Origin of the sequence: Salinimicrobium catena (assembly GCF_900102915.1) — a bacterium.
GTDB classification, from domain to species: domain Bacteria; phylum Bacteroidota; class Bacteroidia; order Flavobacteriales; family Flavobacteriaceae; genus Salinimicrobium; species Salinimicrobium catena.
Map to the genome: position 1 here is coordinate 535,075 of NZ_FNGG01000001.1, position 20,279 is coordinate 555,353.

The following is a 20,279-nucleotide window of genomic DNA, read 5'->3' on the forward strand; positions in this document are numbered from 1 at the left end:
CTTTGTTTTTGCTTTATCCTGTAAACCCTTTAAAATATAGTCTAAACCTGTATTAATAAAGAAAATAAGATAAAATGCAGTAAAATTTCATGGTGTACAGGTGGGACCACGAAATTAGATCCTCGCCAATGGCGGGGATTTTTTGTTTGTGCACCTTATATTCGGCTCCCCAAGTTCCCACTTCCCTTTTATTGCCCTCTATTCCAACTCCTTTTGCCGCTTTTCAAAGAACCTTTACCACATTTACAACTCCCTCATTTTCAGATATAAGAATCTTCCTTCAATCATAAAGTTTTTCTTCCAAAAGAAAACTTAAAGAGGGTTGTTAAGGCCTTTTCTACAGTTAAGCTTAAGGTAAAATGTAGGAAATATGATGATTTAACTTTCTGTGTGCCAGATTAATATGACACCATATTAAGACTTCTTAACACTGCTCTCCCCTATATTTGTCCGGTACAAAAGCAGGTGTCTTATGAGGGTTAAAAGCTCACCTTGAATGTTGATGCCTTATTCATTAACCATTCTAATTTAAACACAAAACCTATGAGAAAATTCCAAATTTACCTAGCATTTCTGGCCGCCTTTGCGCTGGTTTTTACATCCTGTAGTAAGGATGAGTCCGACACAATAGCTACCGAGGAGAAAGCAACTCTTTCCTTTGGAGCCATTGTTGCCGATATGGCCAACAAATCTGCCGACAAACAATCTGACGTGGGTGACCTTCCCACCTGTTCAGAAGATTCTCCCGCATACGTAGAAGTCGTATTGATGAAGGGTGATGAATATGTAATTGGGGAGGACGAGCCGTACAGGGTCGATCTTGCTTCCGGCCAGGTGTTCACCAAAGAAGATGAGGCTTTAGAGCTGGAACCGGGACAGTACACCCTGGAACATTTTGCCACCTATGATGCAGAAGGGAATTTAATCTGGATCGCGCCAAAGGGAGGAGTACTTGAGAAATTCGTTGACGCGCCGCTTCCGCTGAACATCGATCTTGGTGCCGGAGTGAAGAAGTATGTTGATGTTTCCGTTCTTTGTTATGACGACAGGGATGTCAATCAATACGGGTACCAGTTCTTTGAATTCAATACCACAAAAGCGATGGAATTCTGCTTTTTCGCAAATTACTGCGCCCCAAGCGGAAGACACTTCCCTGCGAGATATTCTGTAGAATTTTCTGTTGACGGTGAGGTGATCTATGAAGCCGAAGAGAACATTAACAATGTTGGCGTGAACGAATACGGCGATAACTATGCAGATCCTATTTGTTTTGCACTTCCGGATCTTTCTGAGTATGCAGATGATGAAGAATACATCGACTATACCGTAACTCTCCTTGATTCTGAAGGCGTGTATGATGCTCCCGAAAACATGACGATCACAGGAAGCCTTAGCAGAAACGAGATCGAAGCTAACTTTGACGGTGACAGCAATGTGGACTATGAGCACCTGAGATTTGGTTGTGACGGAGAAGTGCCTGCAGATGACGCAGACGATGACGGAGTAGCCGATGAGGAGGACAACTGTCCTGAAACCTATAACCCGGGGCAGGAAGATGCCGACGGGGACGGAGTAGGAAACGCCTGTGAGGATGGTTCCGGAGACGGAGACAACGATGGCGACGACAATGACAACGACGGGAACGATAATGACGGAGACAGTGACGGTGATGATAACGACGGAGATGACAATGATGGGGACGAAGTAGCAGAAAACTGTGACACCGCCTACATGTATGGAGATAATGAGCTTGACGACCTTGGTTTGTATGATAACGCTAACTGGGGCTGGGGTCTTGTTCTGGATGAAGATGCCTTTGATGATGAATATTACGAAGGTGACGGTGTGTGGAGATTGCCATTCTACGCCGGAGCCGGACAAAATGATGTTTCCAAAGGCTGGGAAGCCGGTTATATCGTGCTTACTTTAGACGGAAATGAACTCGAGGTGGATATTGAGCTTAACGAAGGGGTAAGCCTGAATGAATCTCATATCTACGTTGGAGCTGACTGGCCTGAAAGTGACGCGCCGGGACAATTTGACCTGGGCACTGATACCTTCACAGTGGGTGATGCACCTCATATCATTGTACATGCGGAGGTGTGTGAAAACTAATTCATATATTGTAAATACTGTAAATTCTACAGTAGAAGCGGAAGTTCGAAAAGAGCTTCCGCTTTTTTATTTCAATAAATTTTTCAGCAGTATTTTCTTTTAATCTCATGTTCCTCAAAAGGTTCAACCTCTTCTTAAAATTTCCTGAAGAACCCTGTTAAGCAATCTAAAATTCTATTCGTGAATATTGTTTTTCCTGTATTTTCCCCTTGAAAAAGAAAAAGTTATGAGCGCAGAAGACATTTATGAACTACTACAGCCTAAGATCAAAAGACTGAACAAGACCGAAAAGAAAAAATTGTACTACAAGATCTTTTCTGAAACGCATCCTGCCTATCAGGTGAGGAAAAGAGCAAAAACCAGGAGTCTTTCAGAAGCAAAAGAGAAACTCCAAAGAGATTTTCGGGTTGCCTGCCTACAGGAACGGGCATAGATCCCAGTAGAGCTTTCCGAAAACCTTTCTAAAACCTCTTTTTTGAATCCAGGTAACTCGTTCCGTTCATTTCCCCCGCGGGATTTTCCGAAGATCTGAACCAGCTTTTTACGCGGTTATAATCCAGGTAATAGGAGATGCGTAGGGAAAGACTGTTCACCTGCGGCTGTTCAAAAAGGTTCCTGAAGTTGTCTCTAAAGTTGATGTGGGAATAACCCAGGTAGCTGTCGGTGCCATTGCGGTAGAGCAGCGTCATCTGGCTGCCCGGGGCAAACCACCAGGAAAAGCGCAGGTCAACATTCCAGCTGTTGTAGGTGGTGTTGAAATCATTGTTTCGGGGACCGTAATAACTTAGTTCCCCGTCGTCCTGCAGGGTATAGAATTCGGTATAAAAAACTTCGGAATAATAATGCCTGAAGGCCAGGTTCAAGCCCATCTTGTTGTTGAAGATATAATTCGCGCCGAGGGAATTGATAATGGTATTACGATCCCGCTGCCCGAACAGGATGTTGTCTTCCAGGAATTTTACAAACCCTTCTTCCTTATCAGATAATCGAACATTGGTCGATAAGTTCATCTTGAACTTGTCCGAAAAACGGTATCGCGGCCCAAAATCAAAAATGAGGTCTCCGCGGCCGCGTTCGTCATATTTGTACCAGTCGGCTACGGCCTGCACCACCAGTTTCTTTCTAAAATCTGTATTGAACCACAACCATTGGTCGTAGTATGCAGGAATTTTAAAATAAAGCCCGTCCACCCGGGGTTCATAAATATCGTTGGTGCCAATGGGAGTGGTCTCAAAACCACCGCCAAAATTGAAAAAATCTTTGGTGGTGAAGCTGGAGTTAAAGTTCAGGATCAGCTTGCTGTGAAGATCCGGTTCGAGGCGACGCTCGTGCACCGCCACAAAATTGAGGTACATGTTGTTGAGAAAGCCCTTCGGCTGTAAAAGCCTGCGCTGGTAAAGTCCCTGGTACCGTACATAATTTGTGGCGCTGGAATAGCCCAGGTCATTGATGTCGTAATCTTTTGTGCGCAACTGGAAATTAAGGTCTGCCCGGTTCTTGCCGCTTATCTTCGAAAGCCCGGCCGCCGCCTCCAGTCCTGCTTTGGTATCATCTTCCATCACCCAGCTGCCCTCCAGCCCTGTAAAATATCTGTAGGTGTTGTTCTTGTTGGTGTGGTTGAGGTAAAGCCCGGTGGCATTCGCGTCCCTGAAATGCCCTTCCCGGGTGGTGTTCGTATTGACCAGTGATACAGATGAATTGTCGCCATAGCGTTGGTCCAGCACCAGGATGTTATAATTGGTGAACGGCTCAATAAGTTCCCTGCGGGTTTCTTCGGTTGTGGTGTTTCTCACCGTTACATACGTCTTTTCTGTAATGGCGTTAAAAAAACCCACTCCCAGACCGCCATCGGTGCGCCCCGAAACCTTAAAAGCGTTGATAAGATCTACGGAAGAAGGAAAATTCAACATCTCTTCTTCTTCGGAAAGTGTTACGCTTCCGAAAGGAGCCCCGCCAACCCTTCGGGAATAGAAGAGGTTCCCTTTGGTGAACAATTCGGTGCCTTCGGTGAAGAAGGGCCGCTGCTCATCATACTGCACCTCAAAGGCTGAAAGGTTCAAAACAGATTCATCAAATTTGGTCTGCCCAAAATCGGGCACCAGGATCATATCCAGCGTAAAAGCGTCATTTATGCCATATTTCAAGTCCATTCCCCCATTAACGGTGGTAGCGGTCTCTCCGTCGTAATTGTTCAGGTAAGCAGAGATGTACGGCTGTATCGAAAGTCGGGTAGGGGTTTCAATGTTTTTGATCCCGTGGATCTCCCCGTCGTAAATAGAGTAGGAGCCTTTAGCGGTATTTATCGGGCTCCAGCTGTAGCGGGTACCTGCGCGCTTAAATTCCCTTTCCATCTGCAGGCCCCACTCCTGCACGGGTTTTTCCGGAAATCTCAGCTCAGAATACGGAATAAAGACTTCGGCCGTCCACCCACGGCCATTGATCTCAATATCGCTGTACCAGATGGCATTCCAGGAAGAGTCCTCAGAGCCATTGGTCATCTTGGCGTCATACTGCACCCCGGCGGCTGTGACTATGAATTGCATGCTCTGCTGTCGGTCATTATACCCATTGAGCAAAATAAAAAAGAAATCGTCATTGCCTATTCCATCACGCTCGGTAAGCTCTTTCCTTATTTCTGAAGGATTCGGGTCGAGCATCTCTGCCCCAAAATAGATCCCCAAATCATCATATACTATTTTCACGGTGGTGGACAGACTGTCCGGGATAGGTCTGCCGTTATTGGGTAAGCGCTCCACAAAATTGTTGGCGATTGCGGCATCTTGCCAGGCTGCATCGTTCAATTTCCCATCGATCTTCGGAGATTCCTGAATTCGCTTTATATGGATCTGTTTCCGCGGAATGCTGTCTTGTTCCTGCGCAAGACCCGTAAAGCCTAAGAACAGGAAAAGAACTGAAAAAATGGATTTCATTGACGATTTTATGGTAAAGACTACAAAAAAACAAAGTTGTTTCAGTTTTAGCGCATTTTTTTGCAATTAATTCGAATGGAATCTAAATAACAGGGGAAAGTTTTCTCCCAGATCAGGAAATCTTCTGCGGAGGGCCGAAGGAAATTCAATCCAACTGAACATCTTAATAAGCGGTTTGTTTTCCTATCTTTCCGCCAATTATTGGCTCCTTATGCTGCGGTTTCAAAAAACCTATTTTTTCATTGCTCTTTTGCTGTTCCTATCGCTGGTGTTCATCGCCATGTATGTAAGAGATAGTTTCATCAGGCCGTATGGAGGCGACCTCCTGGTGGTGATCTTCCTGTATTGCCTGATAAGAATTTTTTTTAGAATACCGGTCAAAAAAGCCGTTTTCGGGGTGCTTCTGTTCGCTTTTTTCATTGAAGGTTTGCAGTACCTAGAACTCATCAGGCGCCTGGAACTGGAAAATAATGCAGTGGCCGTGGCGGTGCTGGGGAGCCATTTTGAATGGCTTGACCTGCTGTTGTATTCTGTTGGCGCCATTCTGATCTTCGGGTTTGAAAATATAAAAAAACCAAATTCATGATTCTCAATTCGATGCTTCTGTTTCGATCAGTTCAGCATTGACAATTAATAAAATCTTGGCACTCACTTAGAAAATGTCTTATTAACTTATTTGAGTATATAAGACAGATCCACCATTTATGCAGCACGCAATTTGTTACATAAGCACCGCTACAAAAGATTTTACCGAAACTGGGATCCGGGAGCTGCTCAATAAATGGAAAGAGAAGAACAACAGACTGAACATTAAAGGCCTCCTGCTGTATTCGCAGGGGCACTTTTTCCAGGTATTGGAAGGAGAAAAGACCACTGTTATGGAATTATTCAATTCCATAACAACAGACTCTCGTCATACCGGGATCATCCAGATAATGGGTAAAGATATTACCAGAGGATCTTTTGATGATTACAGGGTGGAACATCTTAAAGAAGGAAATTTTTCCCGACCAAAAATCATTAGCGAATATTGCGAATCTGTAAAAGGAATGGACCCAGAAACTCAGCAGCAGATAAAGACCATGCTCCAATCCTTTATTGATACACAGGTCCTGTGATTCTTCTTTTTCACTTGTCCACTACCGCTTTATTTAATCCTGTTTTCAAACTTCCTTCAGCCAAATCCTTTTGCCATCACTCATGGCTTTTTCAAAAAAATATTCCTCCCTACGCAACCTTTTTCATTTTCCTGGTCATATAAATAAAGACCGGCTGTAAAATGAATCTAAGAAGCCGTCCAAATTTATTTTTATGAACTCTTACATGCACCTCAACAAGTTGTCCCTGCTGTTTATCCTTTTTTCTTTTCTTACAGCTTGCTCTCCTGAAGAAGAACCGGTTATTACTGGAAACAATGAATACACCGTCTCATTTGATTTTTACGTCCTGGAAACAAATTTTTCAAAGATCGATTTTCATAATAAACAGTCCGGTTATGGAATTGAAGAAACAGGAGCGATCTGGAAGACCGAAAACGGGGGAAAGGCCTGGACAGAACTATATAACGCCGGCGACGCTCTTTTGCATCTGCAGGTAATATCAGAAAACACAGCTTTTGTTTTGGAAAAGGAGGGAGTCAATTACACGCTTATTAAGACCGAAGATGGAGGGCAGACCTTTGAAGAGATCCTTCTTCCGGCGGGAGGGGAACCTTCAAAAGTGTATTTTTCACAGCCTGAATTGGGGTTCGTCATAGGGCAGGATGTTGTGCTGAGAACAGAAGACGGAGGTGCATCCTGGACCAAAATTCCGTTAAAATTCAATGTTTACACAGATATTACTGAAAACAGGGATGGGGAATTCCTGTTGACCGGCCTTGATGGCGCTCTTTACAAAAGTAGCGACCTGGGGCAAAACTGGGAATTCGTTAATATTGGTACGAAATCACACCTCTACCATATTAACTTATATAACGATCTTTACTTTATAGAGGGGCAGAACTTGATAAAAACCGATCTTTCGACTTCTAAGGAATTTGAAATGCCAGCATATATACTGGGAATAAGTGTAATGGATGAAAATTCCCTGGTGGGTGTTGGTCATAATTTTGCCAATAGCGACTTCGGACATGCAGCTTACTTCTTGAGTGACGATTCAGGGGAAAACTGGGATATTTTCCTTATGAAAGATTTTATAAGGATAACCAGTCCTGATTTTATAGAACCTTCCACGGGTTTTGCCTTATTCAGCGATGTGGTGGATGGGGTTCAAAAACTGGGGATCATCACCGTTCAAAAAAATGAAATCCCCGTCGAAATCAACATTTAATACTTCTCCCTATGGATTTGTCATTTTTCCTGGTAAATAAATACGAAATCTCAATTTTTAGAAACCATTTCCCGGTACGCAGCCATCTTCTTTCTGCAGGTCATTTAAGAAAGAGGGCATCTAAAAACATCTTTTTATGAAGCGAAAATTACTGATCTTAAGTACCCTTATCTTAGGGATCTCCTGTTCTAAAGATTCTGTTCAGGATGACCATCGCTTCACGGGAAGCTGGATGGCTTATTTTGGATTAAAGAGTTCCAGTACCTCTGCCCACAGGTTTGATTTTAAAGCCGACGGGACTTATAAGGAAGCCTCCCTGGAACTCGACAGTGAAACCTTAGAAGTTCTCGGTTACTGGACCTATGCTACAGGCACCTACTCTGCAATAGATAACAGGCTTACCTTAAACAGGAAGGAGTTCTATGTGGCTGAAGATCTATCTGAATATCAACAGCAGGAAGACCTTATAAAGAAGGAGGAAAATATAAGCTATGGCTTTAATTATGAGTTCCAGTCAGGCTCACGGTTTACCCTTTACCCTGAATGCCCGGAAAATTCAAGTTGCCTTGGTGCCGTGGAGTATGAAAAACTGGATGAATAAAGGAGTAGACAGGATGTCAAAAATATGTTGGCGGCCATATAGAAGCAACAATAGACAACATATTATAATTTTAAAACCGTATCTGTGAGAAAGCTATTTTTTTTACCACTTATCTTTGTTTTAAACCTATTCTGGTTAGGGTGTGATAAAGACGAGGAATTGATCCAGACATCATTTATGAATGTACAGTGGATTGAATCATTTGAAGAAAAAACATCAGAGGAAATTGAGGTTTACAGAACTGGCAATGTCGATGATTTTCCACCAAGCTGGTACAGGCAGATTTTTTATTTCGATGTTAATAATGAAGTTGAGTATAGCGTATTAGCCGCAAATGATGCTCATTATATGACAAGCGGAACCTGGGAGTATGACGAGGAAATGAAGATCATTAACATATATAATTCAGATTCAGAAAAAGTATTTGAATTTAAGATAGTGGAACAAACCGATCAGGTGCTTAAATTAATCGCAAATCCCTAATTTCAATAAAGAACAATTTGAATTGAGTCCCAGGTTTTTGAAAATTATTCCAACCGCCAACAGGAGATTCTTCGAAAACAGAATAATCATGACCCAAAGATTTGCCCGGTGAGACTGAAGAAGCTCATTTCACAATGTCGAAAACAGGACAGGGAAGCTCAGGAAAAGCTTTATCGCGAATATGCCGATAAGCTGTTCGTACTGTGTCTTAAATATGCCGGCAACTATGAAGAAGCTAAAGATATCCTGCAGGATGGGTTCATAAAGATCTTTCAGAACATAGCCCAGTTTCGCGGAAAAGGGACTTTTGAAGGCTGGATGACCCGTATCATGATCAACACTGCCTTGAAAAAATATCAGAACCGCTCTGTCTTTCTTAGCATTGAGGAAGAGTGGGTGGAAGAGCCCGAAATAGAAGATGACGAGGAACTGCTTTCCCTGAACGTGCTTATTGACCTGGTGCAGGAACTGCCGGAACGTTACAGGCTTGTATTCAACCTGTACAGCCTGGACGGATATTCCCATAAAGAGATCGCTGAAATGCTGAATATCACTGAAGGAACCTCAAAATCCAACCTGGCCAGAGCCCGTATAAAGCTCAAAGAAAAAATAGAAGATCACCGAACTAAAAACCTCAAACCTGTTTATGTCGAAAAGTAAGAAAATAGGCGAACTATACAGGGAGCGGTTTGAAGATGCCCGCCTCGAACCCCCAAAGGAGTGCTGGGACGCTATCTCGGCTGCCCTTCCCCCGGAGAAGGGACAAAAAAGGAGAGTAGTGCCATTGTGGATATCCCTTGGTGGAGTGGCAGCTGCTTTGGCTTTTATTTTCTTGTTAAACTTTGACCGGACGAATTCGGTTCCTTCAGAACCTTTTGTTGTTAGCCCTGAAACTGAAAAACCAGCAGAGATAGATAAGCTTCAGGAAGAAACCATACTTAGGGAGACAGAGAAAAATCTGCCACAGGAAAAAATGTCCGGGGTGGTGGTTTCTGAAAAGGTAGAGGAAAACGAATTTTCAAGTCAAACACCAAACTCTCTTGAGACCATAATTACGGTTTCGAAACTACGGCAGGGGTCGGTCATGCTGAAGGAGGCAACTATCAGCAGTTCGCAGGGTGGTCTTTGGAAAACCTTTCCGCATGAAAAGAATATGCCGGAAAGCATTTTTGAGGCTAAAGAAGCATTGCTCTTGGCATTTTCCGAAGAAAAAAAGGAGAAGGAACCGGAGCCCGAAAAAGTGAGCCGGTTCAGTATCAGCCCTAAGGCCGGTGCCATTTATGCTGACCAGATGGGGTCAAATGGAAATTCTCCTGGCGGAAGCGGCCTTACCATGACCTATGGAATGAACCTGGAATATCGCATCTCAGATAAGATCAGGTTGCGAACAGGTTATGGGAAACTGGATCTCCAGTACCGTTCCCAAGAATTAAATTATGATTCGGCGGTAGATTACGGATTTGTCGGGAGGACAGGAAATCTGCCCCGCTGGGAACAGGCTAGTCTTGAACAGGAAATGGCATATGTGGAGATTCCTGTGGAGATGGAATTCCAGATAATAGAAGGTAAACTCGGATTGAATCTGATAGGCGGGATGAGCAGCTTCTGGCTGCAGGAAAACAGTATGTCGCTTGAGGGTTCAGGTGGTTCATATGAAGAAGGCAAGGCAGGAAATCTCCGTGGACTTAGTTTCAGTACTAACCTGGGCGTGGGACTGAGTTATGATCTTTTCCGGGGAATGGAATGGAACCTGGAGCCCATGTTTAAATACCAGTGGAACACTTATACTCATGATACGAACCTGAGGCCCTATATCCTGGGTGTATATTCTGGCATCAGGTTCCAATTTTAATTTTTTCAACATACTTATTAATCACTGAAACGTGAAGAAATTTTTTTTTCTAAGTATCCTTTTTTTGCTCTTTTTTATCAGCGGCTATTCTCAAAAAGATTTAAAATTTGGAATTAAGGGCGGTATTAATTTATCTGAAATGCGATCTAATGAATTTCAGAATAAAGAAGGACATACCGGGTATCATCTGGGGGCATTAGTTAGTTTTCCTTTGGCCGGTAGATTTTCTCTGGAAACAGGTTTAGGTTATTCCACACAGGGAGGTACAGCTGAATTTTCAAATGAAGTGGGGAAAACACGGGCTGAGATGGACCTTGATTACCTGCAGCTGCCTGTAATGATAAAAATTTTGGTGGTTCCAAAACTGTCTATAAACGCAGGCACTTACCTTAATTTTCTGGTTCACGAAGAAATTGGGGCTGAACATACATCCCCGTTCCTTTACAGCTTTCTTCCAATAGATCCCACAGAAATACAGTATGATACCAACGATCTTGAGGTGAATGCTGCCTTGGGGTTGAACTACGAACTTTCTTCCCGGTTCTGCCTGTATACAACCTTTGTACAGGGTGTAACCAATGCTGTTGAATTCGGAGAGGGTTCTGTTAAAGCCAGGAACAGAACATATCAGGTAGGAATAGGATACCGGTTCTAATAAAAGAACCCGCCTTTTACAGCGGGTTCTTTTAAAATTAAGGAAGCGGGAAATTACATTTTCACATCTTCCAGTTCTATTTCTTCTCCCTGCTTGTTAAGCAGTTTCACTTCGTCAAAGCCCATCTTCTTGAACTGCTCGAACTGGGTGGCGGCGTCTCCAACCACCAGGTAAGCCATTTTGGACTCATCAAGATATTTATTGGCCAGTTCTTTATGCTGCTCCAGGGTCATGGCCCCAATGATCTCTTCTTCTTTCTCGATATATTTCGGGTCAAGGTCATAAGCGCTCATCTCCTGTAACATTCCCAATAGTGAGTACTGAGTCTCAAACCTGCGGGCGTTCGACTTGATCATCGCGTTCTTGGTGAACTCAAGATCCTCTTCGGAAATTCCTTCTTTGTATTTGGCTATCTCATCTCTGAAGATGCCTACAGACTCTCCTGTGGTGTTGGTACGCACGCTGGAAGAAGCCGTGAAAGTTCCCGGGATCTTAGAGCCGCTGAAGCCTGAACGTGCCCCGTAGGTATATCCTTTCTCCTCACGCAGGATCAGGTTCACGTTTCCGGAGAAAGAACCGCCCAGCTTGTAGTTCATCACCTCGGCAGGGAAGAAGTCCTCGCTGGTACGTGGCAGGGCGATATATCCAATATTGATCACCGATTGCTTCGCGTTCGGCACATCCACAAAGTAAAGGGAGGCTTTATCGCGTTCATTGGGTATTTCGAATTCCGGAATACTTACTTCTTTGGCTTCCCAGTTTTCTTCAAGGCCTTCTATGGCTGCAAGAGTAACCTCCTTAGAAACATCCCCCACCACATGGAAACGGGTCACTGAAGGTGAAAAATAGGAATTATAGTAATCCTTTAGGTCCTGCATGGTAATGGCCGCGACAGATTCTTCGGTTCCAAGAGTTGGATAGGCAAAAGGATGCCCTTCACCATACAGTACCTTGTTGTAAACCTGGTTCGCGATACGGTCAGGATTGGCCTGGTTTCTTTTGATGTTGTTGATGGTACTGGTCTTGATGCGCTCCAGCTCTTTCTCGTCCCAGCGTGGCTGCAGGAGCATTTCCTGTACCAAAGCCATGGTCTCGTCAAAGTTACGCTTCAAAGTATTTCCGCGTATCACGATAGATTCGTTGGTGGTATACATGCTGATGTTGGCTCCCAACAGGTCTATGGCCTCCTCCAGTTCTTCCGGGGTCTTGTTGGCCGTACCTTCCATTAAAATATCAGACATAAGGTTGGCTAACCCGTTCTTGTTGAGGTCGTCCAGTAAATGTCCTCCTTCCAGCACTATGCTGAAATTGACCAGCGGAATCTCAGTTTGCTCAATTCCATAAACTTCAAGGCCGTTATCCAGTTCCACGGTCCAGGAATCGGGGATGTTGAGGCTTGGTGTGGTTCCCATCTCAGGCTGAACAGACCGGTCAAAAGAAGAAGGGGTCTTCTTGATCTCTTCCTGCTCTGTTTCGGTTACTTCAGTTTCCACATTCTCGGTGATCTCTTCTTCAACCACCTCGGCTTTTTCAGAATTCTCCGCGATAAGCTCTGTCTGCCCCTTCGGGACAAAACTGGTCATCACGTAAGGTTTATCCTGAATGTACTTTTTGTACACACGCATCACATCATCTTTGGTGACCTTCTTAATGTTAGCGATATCCTTTTCGATGAATCCCGGGTCACCGGCGAAAACGTCATACTGTGCCAGCTGAAAGGATTTTCCAAGCACGCTGCTCACCCCGTTGTAAAAATCGGTTTCCAGCCCTGCTTTGATGCGCTCAATGTCTTTTTCGGTCACGCCTTCTTTTTCAAATAAGGCAAAAGCCTCATTGATCCCGGCTTCCACGCTGTCAAGGTCTACTCCCGCATTGGCGGTGACCAGAATGCGGAATTTTCCGGAGATCTGTTCTGAACTGTTGAAAGCGTATGGTTTTGAGGTTACCTTTTTCTCTTCAACCAGCACTTTGTAAAGGGGAGCCTTTTTTCCGTCAGAAAGTATCTTTCCGAGGAAATCAAGGGCATAGGCATCCTCTGTATAATGTTCTACCGTTGGCCACACCATGTTAAGCTGCGGTGCGGTTGCGAAGTTATCTTCGTGGTAAAGCCTCTTGGTTTCGTCAAGAGTCACGATCTGCACCTCAAGCGGTGCTACTTCCTGGCGCTTTTTGATCTCTCCGAAATATTTTTCGATCATTTTTTTGGCCTCGGCCTTATCGAAATCTCCCGCAAGTACAAGCGTAGCGTTGTTAGGTCCGTAGTACTTGTCATAGAATTCTTTTACATCTTCTACAGTAGCATTCTGCAGGTCTTCCAGTTCCCCGATCACCTGCCAGCTATACGGATGTCCATCAGGATAAAGGTTTTTGTCAAGCACCCAGTTGGTGTGGCCGTATGGATTGTTGTCCACGCGCTGGCGCTTTTCGTTTTGCACTACCTCCTGCTGATTGGCAAAAGCAGATTCCGTTACCGTGTTGATGAGGTAACCCATACGGTCAGATTCCAGCCACATTACCATTTCCAGAGCGTTCTTTGGAACAACTTCATAGTAGATGGTCCCATCCTGCCAGGTTCCACCGTTAAGTGTTCCACCAGCATCCTGAATCTTTTTGAAGAACTGGTCTTGCCCAACATTTTCAGATTCCTGGAATAACATGTGCTCAAAAAGGTGCGCGAAGCCGGTGCGGCCTTTTTTCTCGCGGTTAGAACCCACGCCGTACTGAATGGCTACGGAAACTATTGGATCTGATTTGTCCTGATGAAGCACCACATTAAGGCCGTTCTCCAGTTCATATTTTTCAAAGTCGATCGACAGCCCTTCCTGGTCGGCCGAATCTTTCTCCTTTCCCGTAAGGGTGTCGCAGGAGATAAAAGCAAACATCACCAATGGTAAAAAGAGCACCATTGGGTTTAATTTCATTTTTTTCATAAAAAATAGTGGTTAAAAAATTGCTTAATAAGTATGTAATCTACTAAGAATCTGTCTTCTTGCCCCTTGATTTGTTACAATAAATTTACGGGAAGAACAAAATTGCTCCTGAAAGTCTATTATTTTCGAAGGAAATTACTTCTTTTAAGAACCACTTGGTGCCAAATAAAACAGGCTTTCGAACATCGAAAGCCTGTTTTATTTTAAGCCTGAAATTTTATTAGGTCGTTTCTTTTGCCTCTTCAGGAATGTTCCACATATCTTCCAGTTCTTCCAGGGATTTACCTTTGGTCTCCGGAATGTATTTCATGGTGAAGATGATGATGATAAGGATGAATCCGGAGAAAATGAAATAGGGGAGAGACCCGCTCCAGAACTCATTGTTATTCATCTCACTTTCGGCCACCATTGGGAACAGTTGCGTTACCAGGTAATTAGCTGCCCATTGCGCCGCTACGGCTATAGACATGGCCACACTTCTAATGGAGTTAGGGAACATTTCAGAAAGTACTACCCAAACTACCGGCCCCATTGACATGGCGAAGGAAGCGATGAACAATAAAACTCCGATAAGGGAAAGAATGCCTACGTTTCCGGTCATCAGGGTGATGCCAAGAATGATAAATCCGGTCATCATTCCCACAGAACCTATGTAGATCAAAGGCTTTCTTCCGAATTTATCTACGGTCGCCATGGCTACAAAAGTGAAGATGAGGTTTACCGCCGCAAGCAATACCTGCTGCTCCAATACATCCTCCTGCCCAAAGCCTAAGGCCTGTTCAAAGATATCGGCCCCGTAATAAAGTACCGCGTTGATCCCGGTGAACTGTTGGAGGGCAGAAAGTACCGTACCAATTACCACTATGGAGAAAACTCCTTTGGCAAAAACGCTGAGCTTTACCTTTCTTTCTTCTCTTTGGATGGAATTTTCGATCTCCCTGAACTCTACCGCCGCCATCTCATTTCCGTGAATGCGGTTGAGCACCCTCAAAGCTTCTTCTTTTGCGCCATGTAGTGCCAGCCAGCGCGGACTCTTTGGAACAAAGAACAACAGGATAAGGAAACTCAAACTGGGTATAAGTTCAGACCAGAGCATCAATCTCCAGCCTCGTTCAATATTTTCGGCTTCGGTGGCCGAACTTCCAATAAAGTAGGTGGCAAGGAACACCACGAAGAAACCTATAACAATGGCCAGCTGGTAATAAGTTACCAGGGTTCCCCTGATCTTTGCAGGAGCGATCTCGGCAATGTAGGTTGGCGCGTTCATGGATGCGATCCCGATCCCTAGTCCGCCAATGATCCTGAAGACCACCAGCAGCGAAACCGACTGCGGCAGGAATTCCGGTAACCCCGAGCCCCAGGCAGAAATCGAGAACAGGAGGGCGGAAATGATAAGCGAATATTTTCTTCCCAACCAGTTGCTCAATGGCCCGGCAAGGATGGCTCCAAAAAAACAGCCTATTAGGGCACTTCCCACAACCCAGCCTTTCATGCCTGCGTCCAGGTCAAAATACTGACTGAAATAATATTGGGAACCGTTGATTACACCGGTGTCATACCCAAAAAGGAGTCCGCCAAGAGCAGATACTATTGTGATTAGAAAGAGGTAAGATTTATTTTTCATGATAGGTCTTCATTATTTGGCGTAAGGTAATATGTTTTAGGAAAATATTAAGAATGTTGAGCTGTCGATATTGAAAATTTTATTGGCAGATCAAACTGGGTCTACCAGTGAAATTTGCCATTGCAAAAGTGGAAATAAGTTGTGACATGTTGTGTGATTGCCGTCATTTTTCAGGATTCATTTGGTTTTTAAGTTTTTCAGCGCTTACCACAGTTCTGAACCCCAGGTGTTCATGTGAAGAATCTAAGCTGGTCTGCATCCTGGCCGAGATCCTGAAACTGGAACAATAGGATTCATGGCATAAAAAGGATCCTCCTTTAATGACCTTTTCGGGTACCTGTGGATTATGCTGATTATAAGGCCTCTCTGCCCCCTGCGGGTTTATTTGCAGGCCTGTGTCTTTTGACTGCTTGTAGTAATTGACATTGTACCAGTCTGTTGTGAACTCCCATACATTCCCGGCCATATCATAAAGGCCGAAATCATTTGGCGGGAAAGTTTTCACCGGGGCTGCGCCTTCAAATCCGTCTGAAAGGAGATTCTCAGTCGGGAATTCCCCGTTCCAGGTATTCGCCATGTCACTGAGCTTTGCAGCGTCGCTTCCCCAAAAGTAAACTTCACCTTCCTTTCCTGCTCTCGCGGCGTATTCCCACTCGGCTTCGGTAGGCAGTCGTCGTCCTGCCCATTCTGCATAGGCCTGGGCATCTTCAAAAGCAACATGCACCACGGGATGATCCATTTTTCCTTCTATAGAACTTCCCGGTCCCTGGGGGTGTTTCCAGTTGGCACCGATCTTCCATTCCCACCATTGTGAAAAGTCATAGAGGTTAGCCACTTTTTGTCCGGGTTTCTTGAACACCAGCGATCCCGGTTGCAACAGGGAATCAGGTGGTTTTGGAGTACCGGGAGGCACCTGTTTTTTGATCTCTTCCCAGCTTATCTCTCTTTCGGCCACTGTCACGTAGCCGGTAGCATCAACGAACTTTTTAAATTCAACGTTGGTTACCTCGGTTTCATCCATGAAAAAGCCATCTACCTGTACAGGATGTGCCGGTTTCTCGTGGTTCATCGCCATGCTATCCTTTTCTACCGCGCCCTGCATGAACTTCCCGCCGGGGATCCACACCATCCCTTCAGGGGTTTCGACGCCTTCGGGTTTTTCGGTTAGAACTTCCGGAGCAGGGGGAGAGGAAATTTTTTGTTCCTCCTTGCAGGAAAAGATCAGGAAAAATGAGGTTATAAAAAGGTATTTTAGAGAGGTCTTCATAATATTATTTTTGACTGCACGGTATTCTTGTTAAAAACCACCTTTTTCAGAAATTCGAACACCTGCGGCAGGTGATCAAAAGGCATTCCCGAGATCTCGTGCCGGGCATCCTTAAAGGTGTAGAACAAAAAAGAGGTATCCAGCTCTTCCAGTTTTTCGACTATCGTTTTGGAACCGTCTAAAATGAGATATCCCGGTTTATTGTTCTCGCAATAATGATGTGGTGCGGTTGCGTAGGGCACCAGGTTATCATCAGTGCCATGGAAAAAGATTCCGGGAACGGCATTTTCTTCGGTTAAATACCGCACGTCAACCAGGGCACCGGCAAGGGAGATCACTGCGGAAAACTTCAGATCGGAATACTTTTCGGCATCCTTGAACATGAGATCAGGATTATAAACCGCGTTGAGCACGGCTTCAGCGCCGGCACTGCTGCCGCCCACGATGATCTTTTCTTTGTCAATGCCGAATTTTTCGGCATTCTTATGCATGAATCCGGCGGAATCCATGAAATCTTCGGCCGCGGCCCTGAAGGTTTCTATCTTGCCTTCAGCTTCAAAATCACAGCCGAAAGACTCGCCTTTCCGGGTAAGCCGGTAAGAGATCAGCCCTACTGAATAGCCCCTTGCAGTGGCGATCTTCGCGAACTTCACTTCCTGTGGGTTCTTCGGACTACCCCCTGAAAAGCCACCGCCGTGCATGAAAATGATCAGGGGAGTGCTTTCACCTGCATTTTTCGGCCGGTACAGGTCGATCACTAATTCTTCTCCCGCTTTTGTAGCGTAGACCACCGTTTTCGGTTCTTGAACTGAATAAAGGCTGTCCACATACTTTTCCTGCGCGGTTACAGCCAAACCGGAAATGAGCAAAAGCAATAGGGAAACGAATTTTTTCATGCCCAAGGTTTAAAGTTTTTCAAGTTTGATGGCGGAAAGTAAGGATTTTCCAAGATTTGAGGAAAAGCTCACTTCGAGGCCTTTTTCAGTCCTGGTGATAAAGGAGATCTCCGCGGCCCTGATGCGGCCAAAATCCCGTGCTAGGTTCAGGTCTTTTTTCACTTTTTCGCCATTGATGCTGATGTCAAAACTTCTCAGCGTAGCGGCTTTTTCTTCTGAGACTTCCGAAAGGTTGTAGATGTTCTCTTCAGATGCGGAATATTCAGGCTCAGCAAATAAAAGAGTGACTTTGTATTTCCCTTTTTCGACATCAAATTTATAAGCTTCTATGCCCTCACGCATGGTCTGGAACAACGGATCATTCTCTGTACCCTGAATGTCTGAAGCCGTGCCCTGGAACTTATCTTTGGATTTCTGGTAAATTTTCCCGCCTACATAGCCAAAACCGCCTTCCCGGTATTCCTGGTCGGCGATCCATACTTCTTTGGTCACCGGATCGTGATACTGCACGTGCGTGCCCACATTGATGAGCAGGTCATTCTTATCCAGTTCAGAAAGTAAATTTCTGCGGTACCTGATCGTAAAATCTCTGGAGTGGGACAGATCTTCTGCTGTTGCCGTGAGCTGGTGAGTGCCTTCGGGAAGGGAGATCTCAAAAAGGGCAATTCCTTTTTCAACTTCGGAAGTATACTGCTTTCCATTAAAATTCAGAGTCACTTCAGCAGCATTTGAAAATACGGTGAACTGCAGTTTTTCCGAAGCGTCTTTCGGAAATCTTTCCGAGAAATTCTTTCCGGCGAGATAGAGTACAGGTTCTTCAAGCAGTCTTGCCTGGTAGTAATAGTAAATATCCTTTTTTGTGCGGTCCATGTTCAGCAGACCCTTCTGGTTGATGTACGGCATGGCGTCCTGCCGAAAGGAGGAACCGAAATCAGCAAAATTCCAGGCGGCCATTCCAAGCACGAAATCGCGTTCCAGCACCTGCCTTATGTAGCTGCGGTGCAGCTTCAACTGGTATGCTTCGGAATAATCCCAGGGTTTGGGATCAGAGGTCTGATTGCGTATGTCTGCACCGGGTCCGTACTCTGAAATGAACAGCGGCCTATCCGGATAGCGCTCGTGCTGCTCATCGAGAAATTTTCCGAAGTTTTCAAGTCCGGGGCCATACCAACCCATGTACAGGTTCCAGCCAATAACATCGGGAATGTCTGCGATCTTTGAGGTATTGTAAATTTCATTTTCGTGGAGGGCCATCACGCTCAGCCTGTAAGGATCGAGCTCTTTGGTCTGTTTTTCCAGTTTTTTGGCCAGCTCCACTGAGGTACGGATCTTTTCCCTTTTTTCCTCCTCGGTCAGCTTGTTGTTGAAGACCAGCCTGATGAAGATCTCGTTCATGTAGCCCCACATGACGACCGAGGGATGGTTGAAGAACTGCAGGATCTGTTCGCGCTGCATTTGTTTGGACACTTCGTGATAGGCCTCGGAATCGGTTACGTCATTGATCACCGGGATCTCTGACCAGACCAGCAAACCGAGCTCATCACAGACCTTATAAACTTCAGGGTCTTGAGGATAGTGAGCGGTACGAATGAAGTTGGCGCCCATTTCTTTGATCATTTCGTAATCACGGAGATGGAGTTCACCTGGTAATGCATTACCCAGGTTTTCGAAGTCCTGGTGGCGGTTGGCGCCGATTAGCTTCAGCGGTTTTCCATTGAGGAAAAAGCCTTTTTCGGGATCGGCTTCAAACCAACGGAAACCGAAACGGGAGTCAATAATGTCATTTTCTGAATCTGCAGCTGAAACCGAAGCTTCCACCCTGTAAAGAACAGGGGAGGAGGGAGACCACAATTCAGGGGTATTGACGGTGTGACTGAAATTCACCTTTTTTATTTCTCCGGCTTTCAGGTTAAATTCCTTCCGCAACGTCTTTATAAGCTTATCTGTAGGGTCAAAAATGTCAATTTTAACCTCTGTATTTTTCTTTCCGGCACTGCTATTGACCACTTTGGCCTCGACCTCCAGGTTCCCGGATTCTTCGGAAACTTCGGGGGTTTTGATCAAAATATTTCCGGCAGCTTCATTGGCCATTTCAAAATGCACTTTGGGAGTGGTGACCAGCCAAAGGTCACGGTAAATTCCGCCGTAAAAGTTGAAGTCGGCGTCAAGAGGGGGAATATCCAGATTGTGGCTGTTATCAACCTCGATCCTGATCTTGTTTTCCTTGCCCGGTATCAGGGCTTCAGAAATATCAAAAACAAACCCGGTATAGCCACCCCGGTGCTCCCCGATCTGCTGATCGTTAACAAAAACAGTGGTGACTTGGTTACTGCCTTCGAATTTCAGAAACATCCTTTTTTCGTTCCATTCTTCAGGGGCAAAAAGCGTCTTTTCATAAATACCTTTTCCGCGGAAATATTCCTTCCCGTCCCTGAAGGCGTCTTCGGCATTCCAGGTGTGGGGAATATTGACGATCTCAGTTTTTTCAGGTTCCTGTTCCGTAGCAAATTTCCAGGCCGAATTCAGGCTTTGGATGTTGCGCTGGCTGTGAGCCGTTAGACTTAGGCATATAAAGAGGAAAAACAACGATTTTTTCAT

16 protein-coding genes are annotated in these 20,279 nt (G+C 44.9%); 10 read left to right on the plus strand and 6 right to left on the minus strand.

Translation table 11 applies throughout. The features are described 5' to 3' along the window. The first annotated feature begins 543 nt into the window (after positions 1 to 543). Together BLS64_RS02460 and BLS64_RS02465 are read left to right on the plus strand one after the other, a co-directional pair. Positions 544 to 2,115 carry a hypothetical protein gene (locus tag BLS64_RS02460; protein WP_093111372.1) on the plus strand — a complete coding sequence of 524 codons (1,572 nt, stop codon included), beginning with the start codon at positions 544 to 546 and terminating at the stop codon, positions 2,113 to 2,115. A 226-nt stretch (positions 2,116 to 2,341) separates the two neighbouring features. Then, positions 2,342 to 2,548: a hypothetical protein gene (locus tag BLS64_RS02465; RefSeq protein ID WP_143019261.1), complete on the plus strand. Its 207-nt coding sequence runs from the start codon at positions 2,342 to 2,344 to the stop codon at positions 2,546 to 2,548. Between the two features lie 28 nt (positions 2,549 to 2,576). Here the strand turns inward: BLS64_RS02465 and BLS64_RS02470 are convergent, their stop codons facing one another. After that, positions 2,577 to 5,045 carry a DUF5916 domain-containing protein gene (locus tag BLS64_RS02470; protein WP_143019262.1) on the minus strand — a complete coding sequence of 823 codons (2,469 nt, stop codon included), beginning with the start codon at positions 5,043 to 5,045 and terminating at the stop codon, positions 2,577 to 2,579. Positions 5,046 to 5,256: 211 nt separating this feature from the next. Here BLS64_RS02470 and BLS64_RS02475 point away from each other — a divergent pair, with 211 nt between their 5' ends. From BLS64_RS02475 to BLS64_RS02510, 8 genes are all read left to right on the plus strand, one after another. Continuing rightward, a complete protein-coding gene (locus tag BLS64_RS02475; protein ID WP_093111376.1) occupies positions 5,257 to 5,631 on the plus strand; it encodes a ribosomal maturation YjgA family protein in 375 nt (124 codons plus the stop codon). A 118-nt stretch (positions 5,632 to 5,749) separates the two neighbouring features. After that, the gene (locus BLS64_RS02480; RefSeq protein WP_093111378.1) at positions 5,750 to 6,163 is read left to right on the plus strand and encodes a BLUF domain-containing protein; all 414 of its coding nucleotides are present in this window, start codon (positions 5,750 to 5,752) and stop codon (positions 6,161 to 6,163) included. Between the two features lie 193 nt (positions 6,164 to 6,356). Next, positions 6,357 to 7,373, plus strand: coding sequence for a WD40/YVTN/BNR-like repeat-containing protein (locus BLS64_RS02485; protein ID WP_093111380.1), 1,017 nt, complete (start codon positions 6,357 to 6,359; stop codon positions 7,371 to 7,373). Between the two features lie 136 nt (positions 7,374 to 7,509). Beyond that, positions 7,510 to 7,974 carry a hypothetical protein gene (locus tag BLS64_RS02490; protein WP_093111382.1) on the plus strand — a complete coding sequence of 155 codons (465 nt, stop codon included), beginning with the start codon at positions 7,510 to 7,512 and terminating at the stop codon, positions 7,972 to 7,974. Between the two features lie 84 nt (positions 7,975 to 8,058). Next, positions 8,059 to 8,457: a hypothetical protein gene (locus BLS64_RS02495; protein WP_143019263.1), complete on the plus strand. Its 399-nt coding sequence runs from the start codon at positions 8,059 to 8,061 to the stop codon at positions 8,455 to 8,457. A 108-nt stretch (positions 8,458 to 8,565) separates the two neighbouring features. Continuing rightward, the gene (locus BLS64_RS02500; protein WP_093111386.1) at positions 8,566 to 9,117 is read left to right on the plus strand and encodes an RNA polymerase sigma factor; all 552 of its coding nucleotides are present in this window, start codon (positions 8,566 to 8,568) and stop codon (positions 9,115 to 9,117) included. After that, entirely contained in the window at positions 9,104 to 10,309 is a 1,206-nt protein-coding gene (locus tag BLS64_RS02505) for a hypothetical protein (protein WP_093111388.1), read from the plus strand. The genes BLS64_RS02500 and BLS64_RS02505 overlap by 14 nt, the downstream gene beginning before the upstream one ends. Positions 10,310 to 10,340: 31 nt before the next feature. Then, on the plus strand, positions 10,341 to 10,964 hold the full coding sequence (locus tag BLS64_RS02510; RefSeq protein ID WP_093111390.1) for a porin family protein: 624 nt from the start codon (positions 10,341 to 10,343) through the stop codon (positions 10,962 to 10,964). A 53-nt stretch (positions 10,965 to 11,017) separates the two neighbouring features. Here BLS64_RS02510 and BLS64_RS02515 read toward each other — a convergent pair whose 3' ends face one another. The 5 genes from BLS64_RS02515 to BLS64_RS02535 form a co-directional block, all read right to left on the minus strand. Then, entirely contained in the window at positions 11,018 to 13,870 is a 2,853-nt protein-coding gene (locus tag BLS64_RS02515) for a M16 family metallopeptidase (protein ID WP_093112271.1), read from the minus strand. Between the two features lie 244 nt (positions 13,871 to 14,114). Then, positions 14,115 to 15,518: a sugar porter family MFS transporter gene (locus tag BLS64_RS02520; protein ID WP_093111392.1), complete on the minus strand. Its 1,404-nt coding sequence runs from the start codon at positions 15,516 to 15,518 to the stop codon at positions 14,115 to 14,117. A 163-nt stretch (positions 15,519 to 15,681) separates the two neighbouring features. Continuing rightward, on the minus strand, positions 15,682 to 16,785 hold the full coding sequence (locus BLS64_RS02525) for a formylglycine-generating enzyme family protein (RefSeq protein WP_093111394.1): 1,104 nt from the start codon (positions 16,783 to 16,785) through the stop codon (positions 15,682 to 15,684). Further along, the gene (locus BLS64_RS02530) at positions 16,782 to 17,681 is read right to left on the minus strand and encodes an alpha/beta hydrolase (RefSeq protein ID WP_093111396.1); all 900 of its coding nucleotides are present in this window, start codon (positions 17,679 to 17,681) and stop codon (positions 16,782 to 16,784) included. The genes BLS64_RS02525 and BLS64_RS02530 overlap by 4 nt, the downstream gene beginning before the upstream one ends. A gap of 9 nt (positions 17,682 to 17,690) precedes the next feature. After that, the gene (locus BLS64_RS02535) at positions 17,691 to 20,279 is read right to left on the minus strand and encodes a glycoside hydrolase family 2 TIM barrel-domain containing protein (protein WP_093111398.1); all 2,589 of its coding nucleotides are present in this window, start codon (positions 20,277 to 20,279) and stop codon (positions 17,691 to 17,693) included.

Coding starts and splice junctions, on each gene's coding strand:
- BLS64_RS02485 (WP_093111380.1), top strand. CDS start 6,357: ATGAACTCTTACATGCACCTCAACAAGTTGTCCCTGCTGTTTATCCTT.
- BLS64_RS02470 (WP_143019262.1), bottom strand. CDS start 5,045: ATGAAATCCATTTTTTCAGTTCTTTTCCTGTTCTTAGGCTTTACGGGT.
- BLS64_RS02520 (WP_093111392.1), bottom strand. CDS start 15,518: ATGAAAAATAAATCTTACCTCTTTCTAATCACAATAGTATCTGCTCTT.
- BLS64_RS02465 (WP_143019261.1), top strand. CDS start 2,342: ATGAGCGCAGAAGACATTTATGAACTACTACAGCCTAAGATCAAAAGA.
- BLS64_RS02530 (WP_093111396.1), bottom strand. CDS start 17,681: ATGAAAAAATTCGTTTCCCTATTGCTTTTGCTCATTTCCGGTTTGGCT.
- BLS64_RS02505 (WP_093111388.1), top strand. CDS start 9,104: ATGTCGAAAAGTAAGAAAATAGGCGAACTATACAGGGAGCGGTTTGAA.
- BLS64_RS02515 (WP_093112271.1), bottom strand. CDS start 13,870: ATGGTGCTCTTTTTACCATTGGTGATGTTTGCTTTTATCTCCTGCGAC.
- BLS64_RS02475 (WP_093111376.1), top strand. CDS start 5,257: ATGCTGCGGTTTCAAAAAACCTATTTTTTCATTGCTCTTTTGCTGTTC.
- BLS64_RS02535 (WP_093111398.1), bottom strand. CDS start 20,279: ATGAAAAAATCGTTGTTTTTCCTCTTTATATGCCTAAGTCTAACGGCT.
- BLS64_RS02460 (WP_093111372.1), top strand. CDS start 544: ATGAGAAAATTCCAAATTTACCTAGCATTTCTGGCCGCCTTTGCGCTG.
- BLS64_RS02480 (WP_093111378.1), top strand. CDS start 5,750: ATGCAGCACGCAATTTGTTACATAAGCACCGCTACAAAAGATTTTACC.
- BLS64_RS02525 (WP_093111394.1), bottom strand. CDS start 16,785: ATGAAGACCTCTCTAAAATACCTTTTTATAACCTCATTTTTCCTGATC.
- BLS64_RS02490 (WP_093111382.1), top strand. CDS start 7,510: ATGAAGCGAAAATTACTGATCTTAAGTACCCTTATCTTAGGGATCTCC.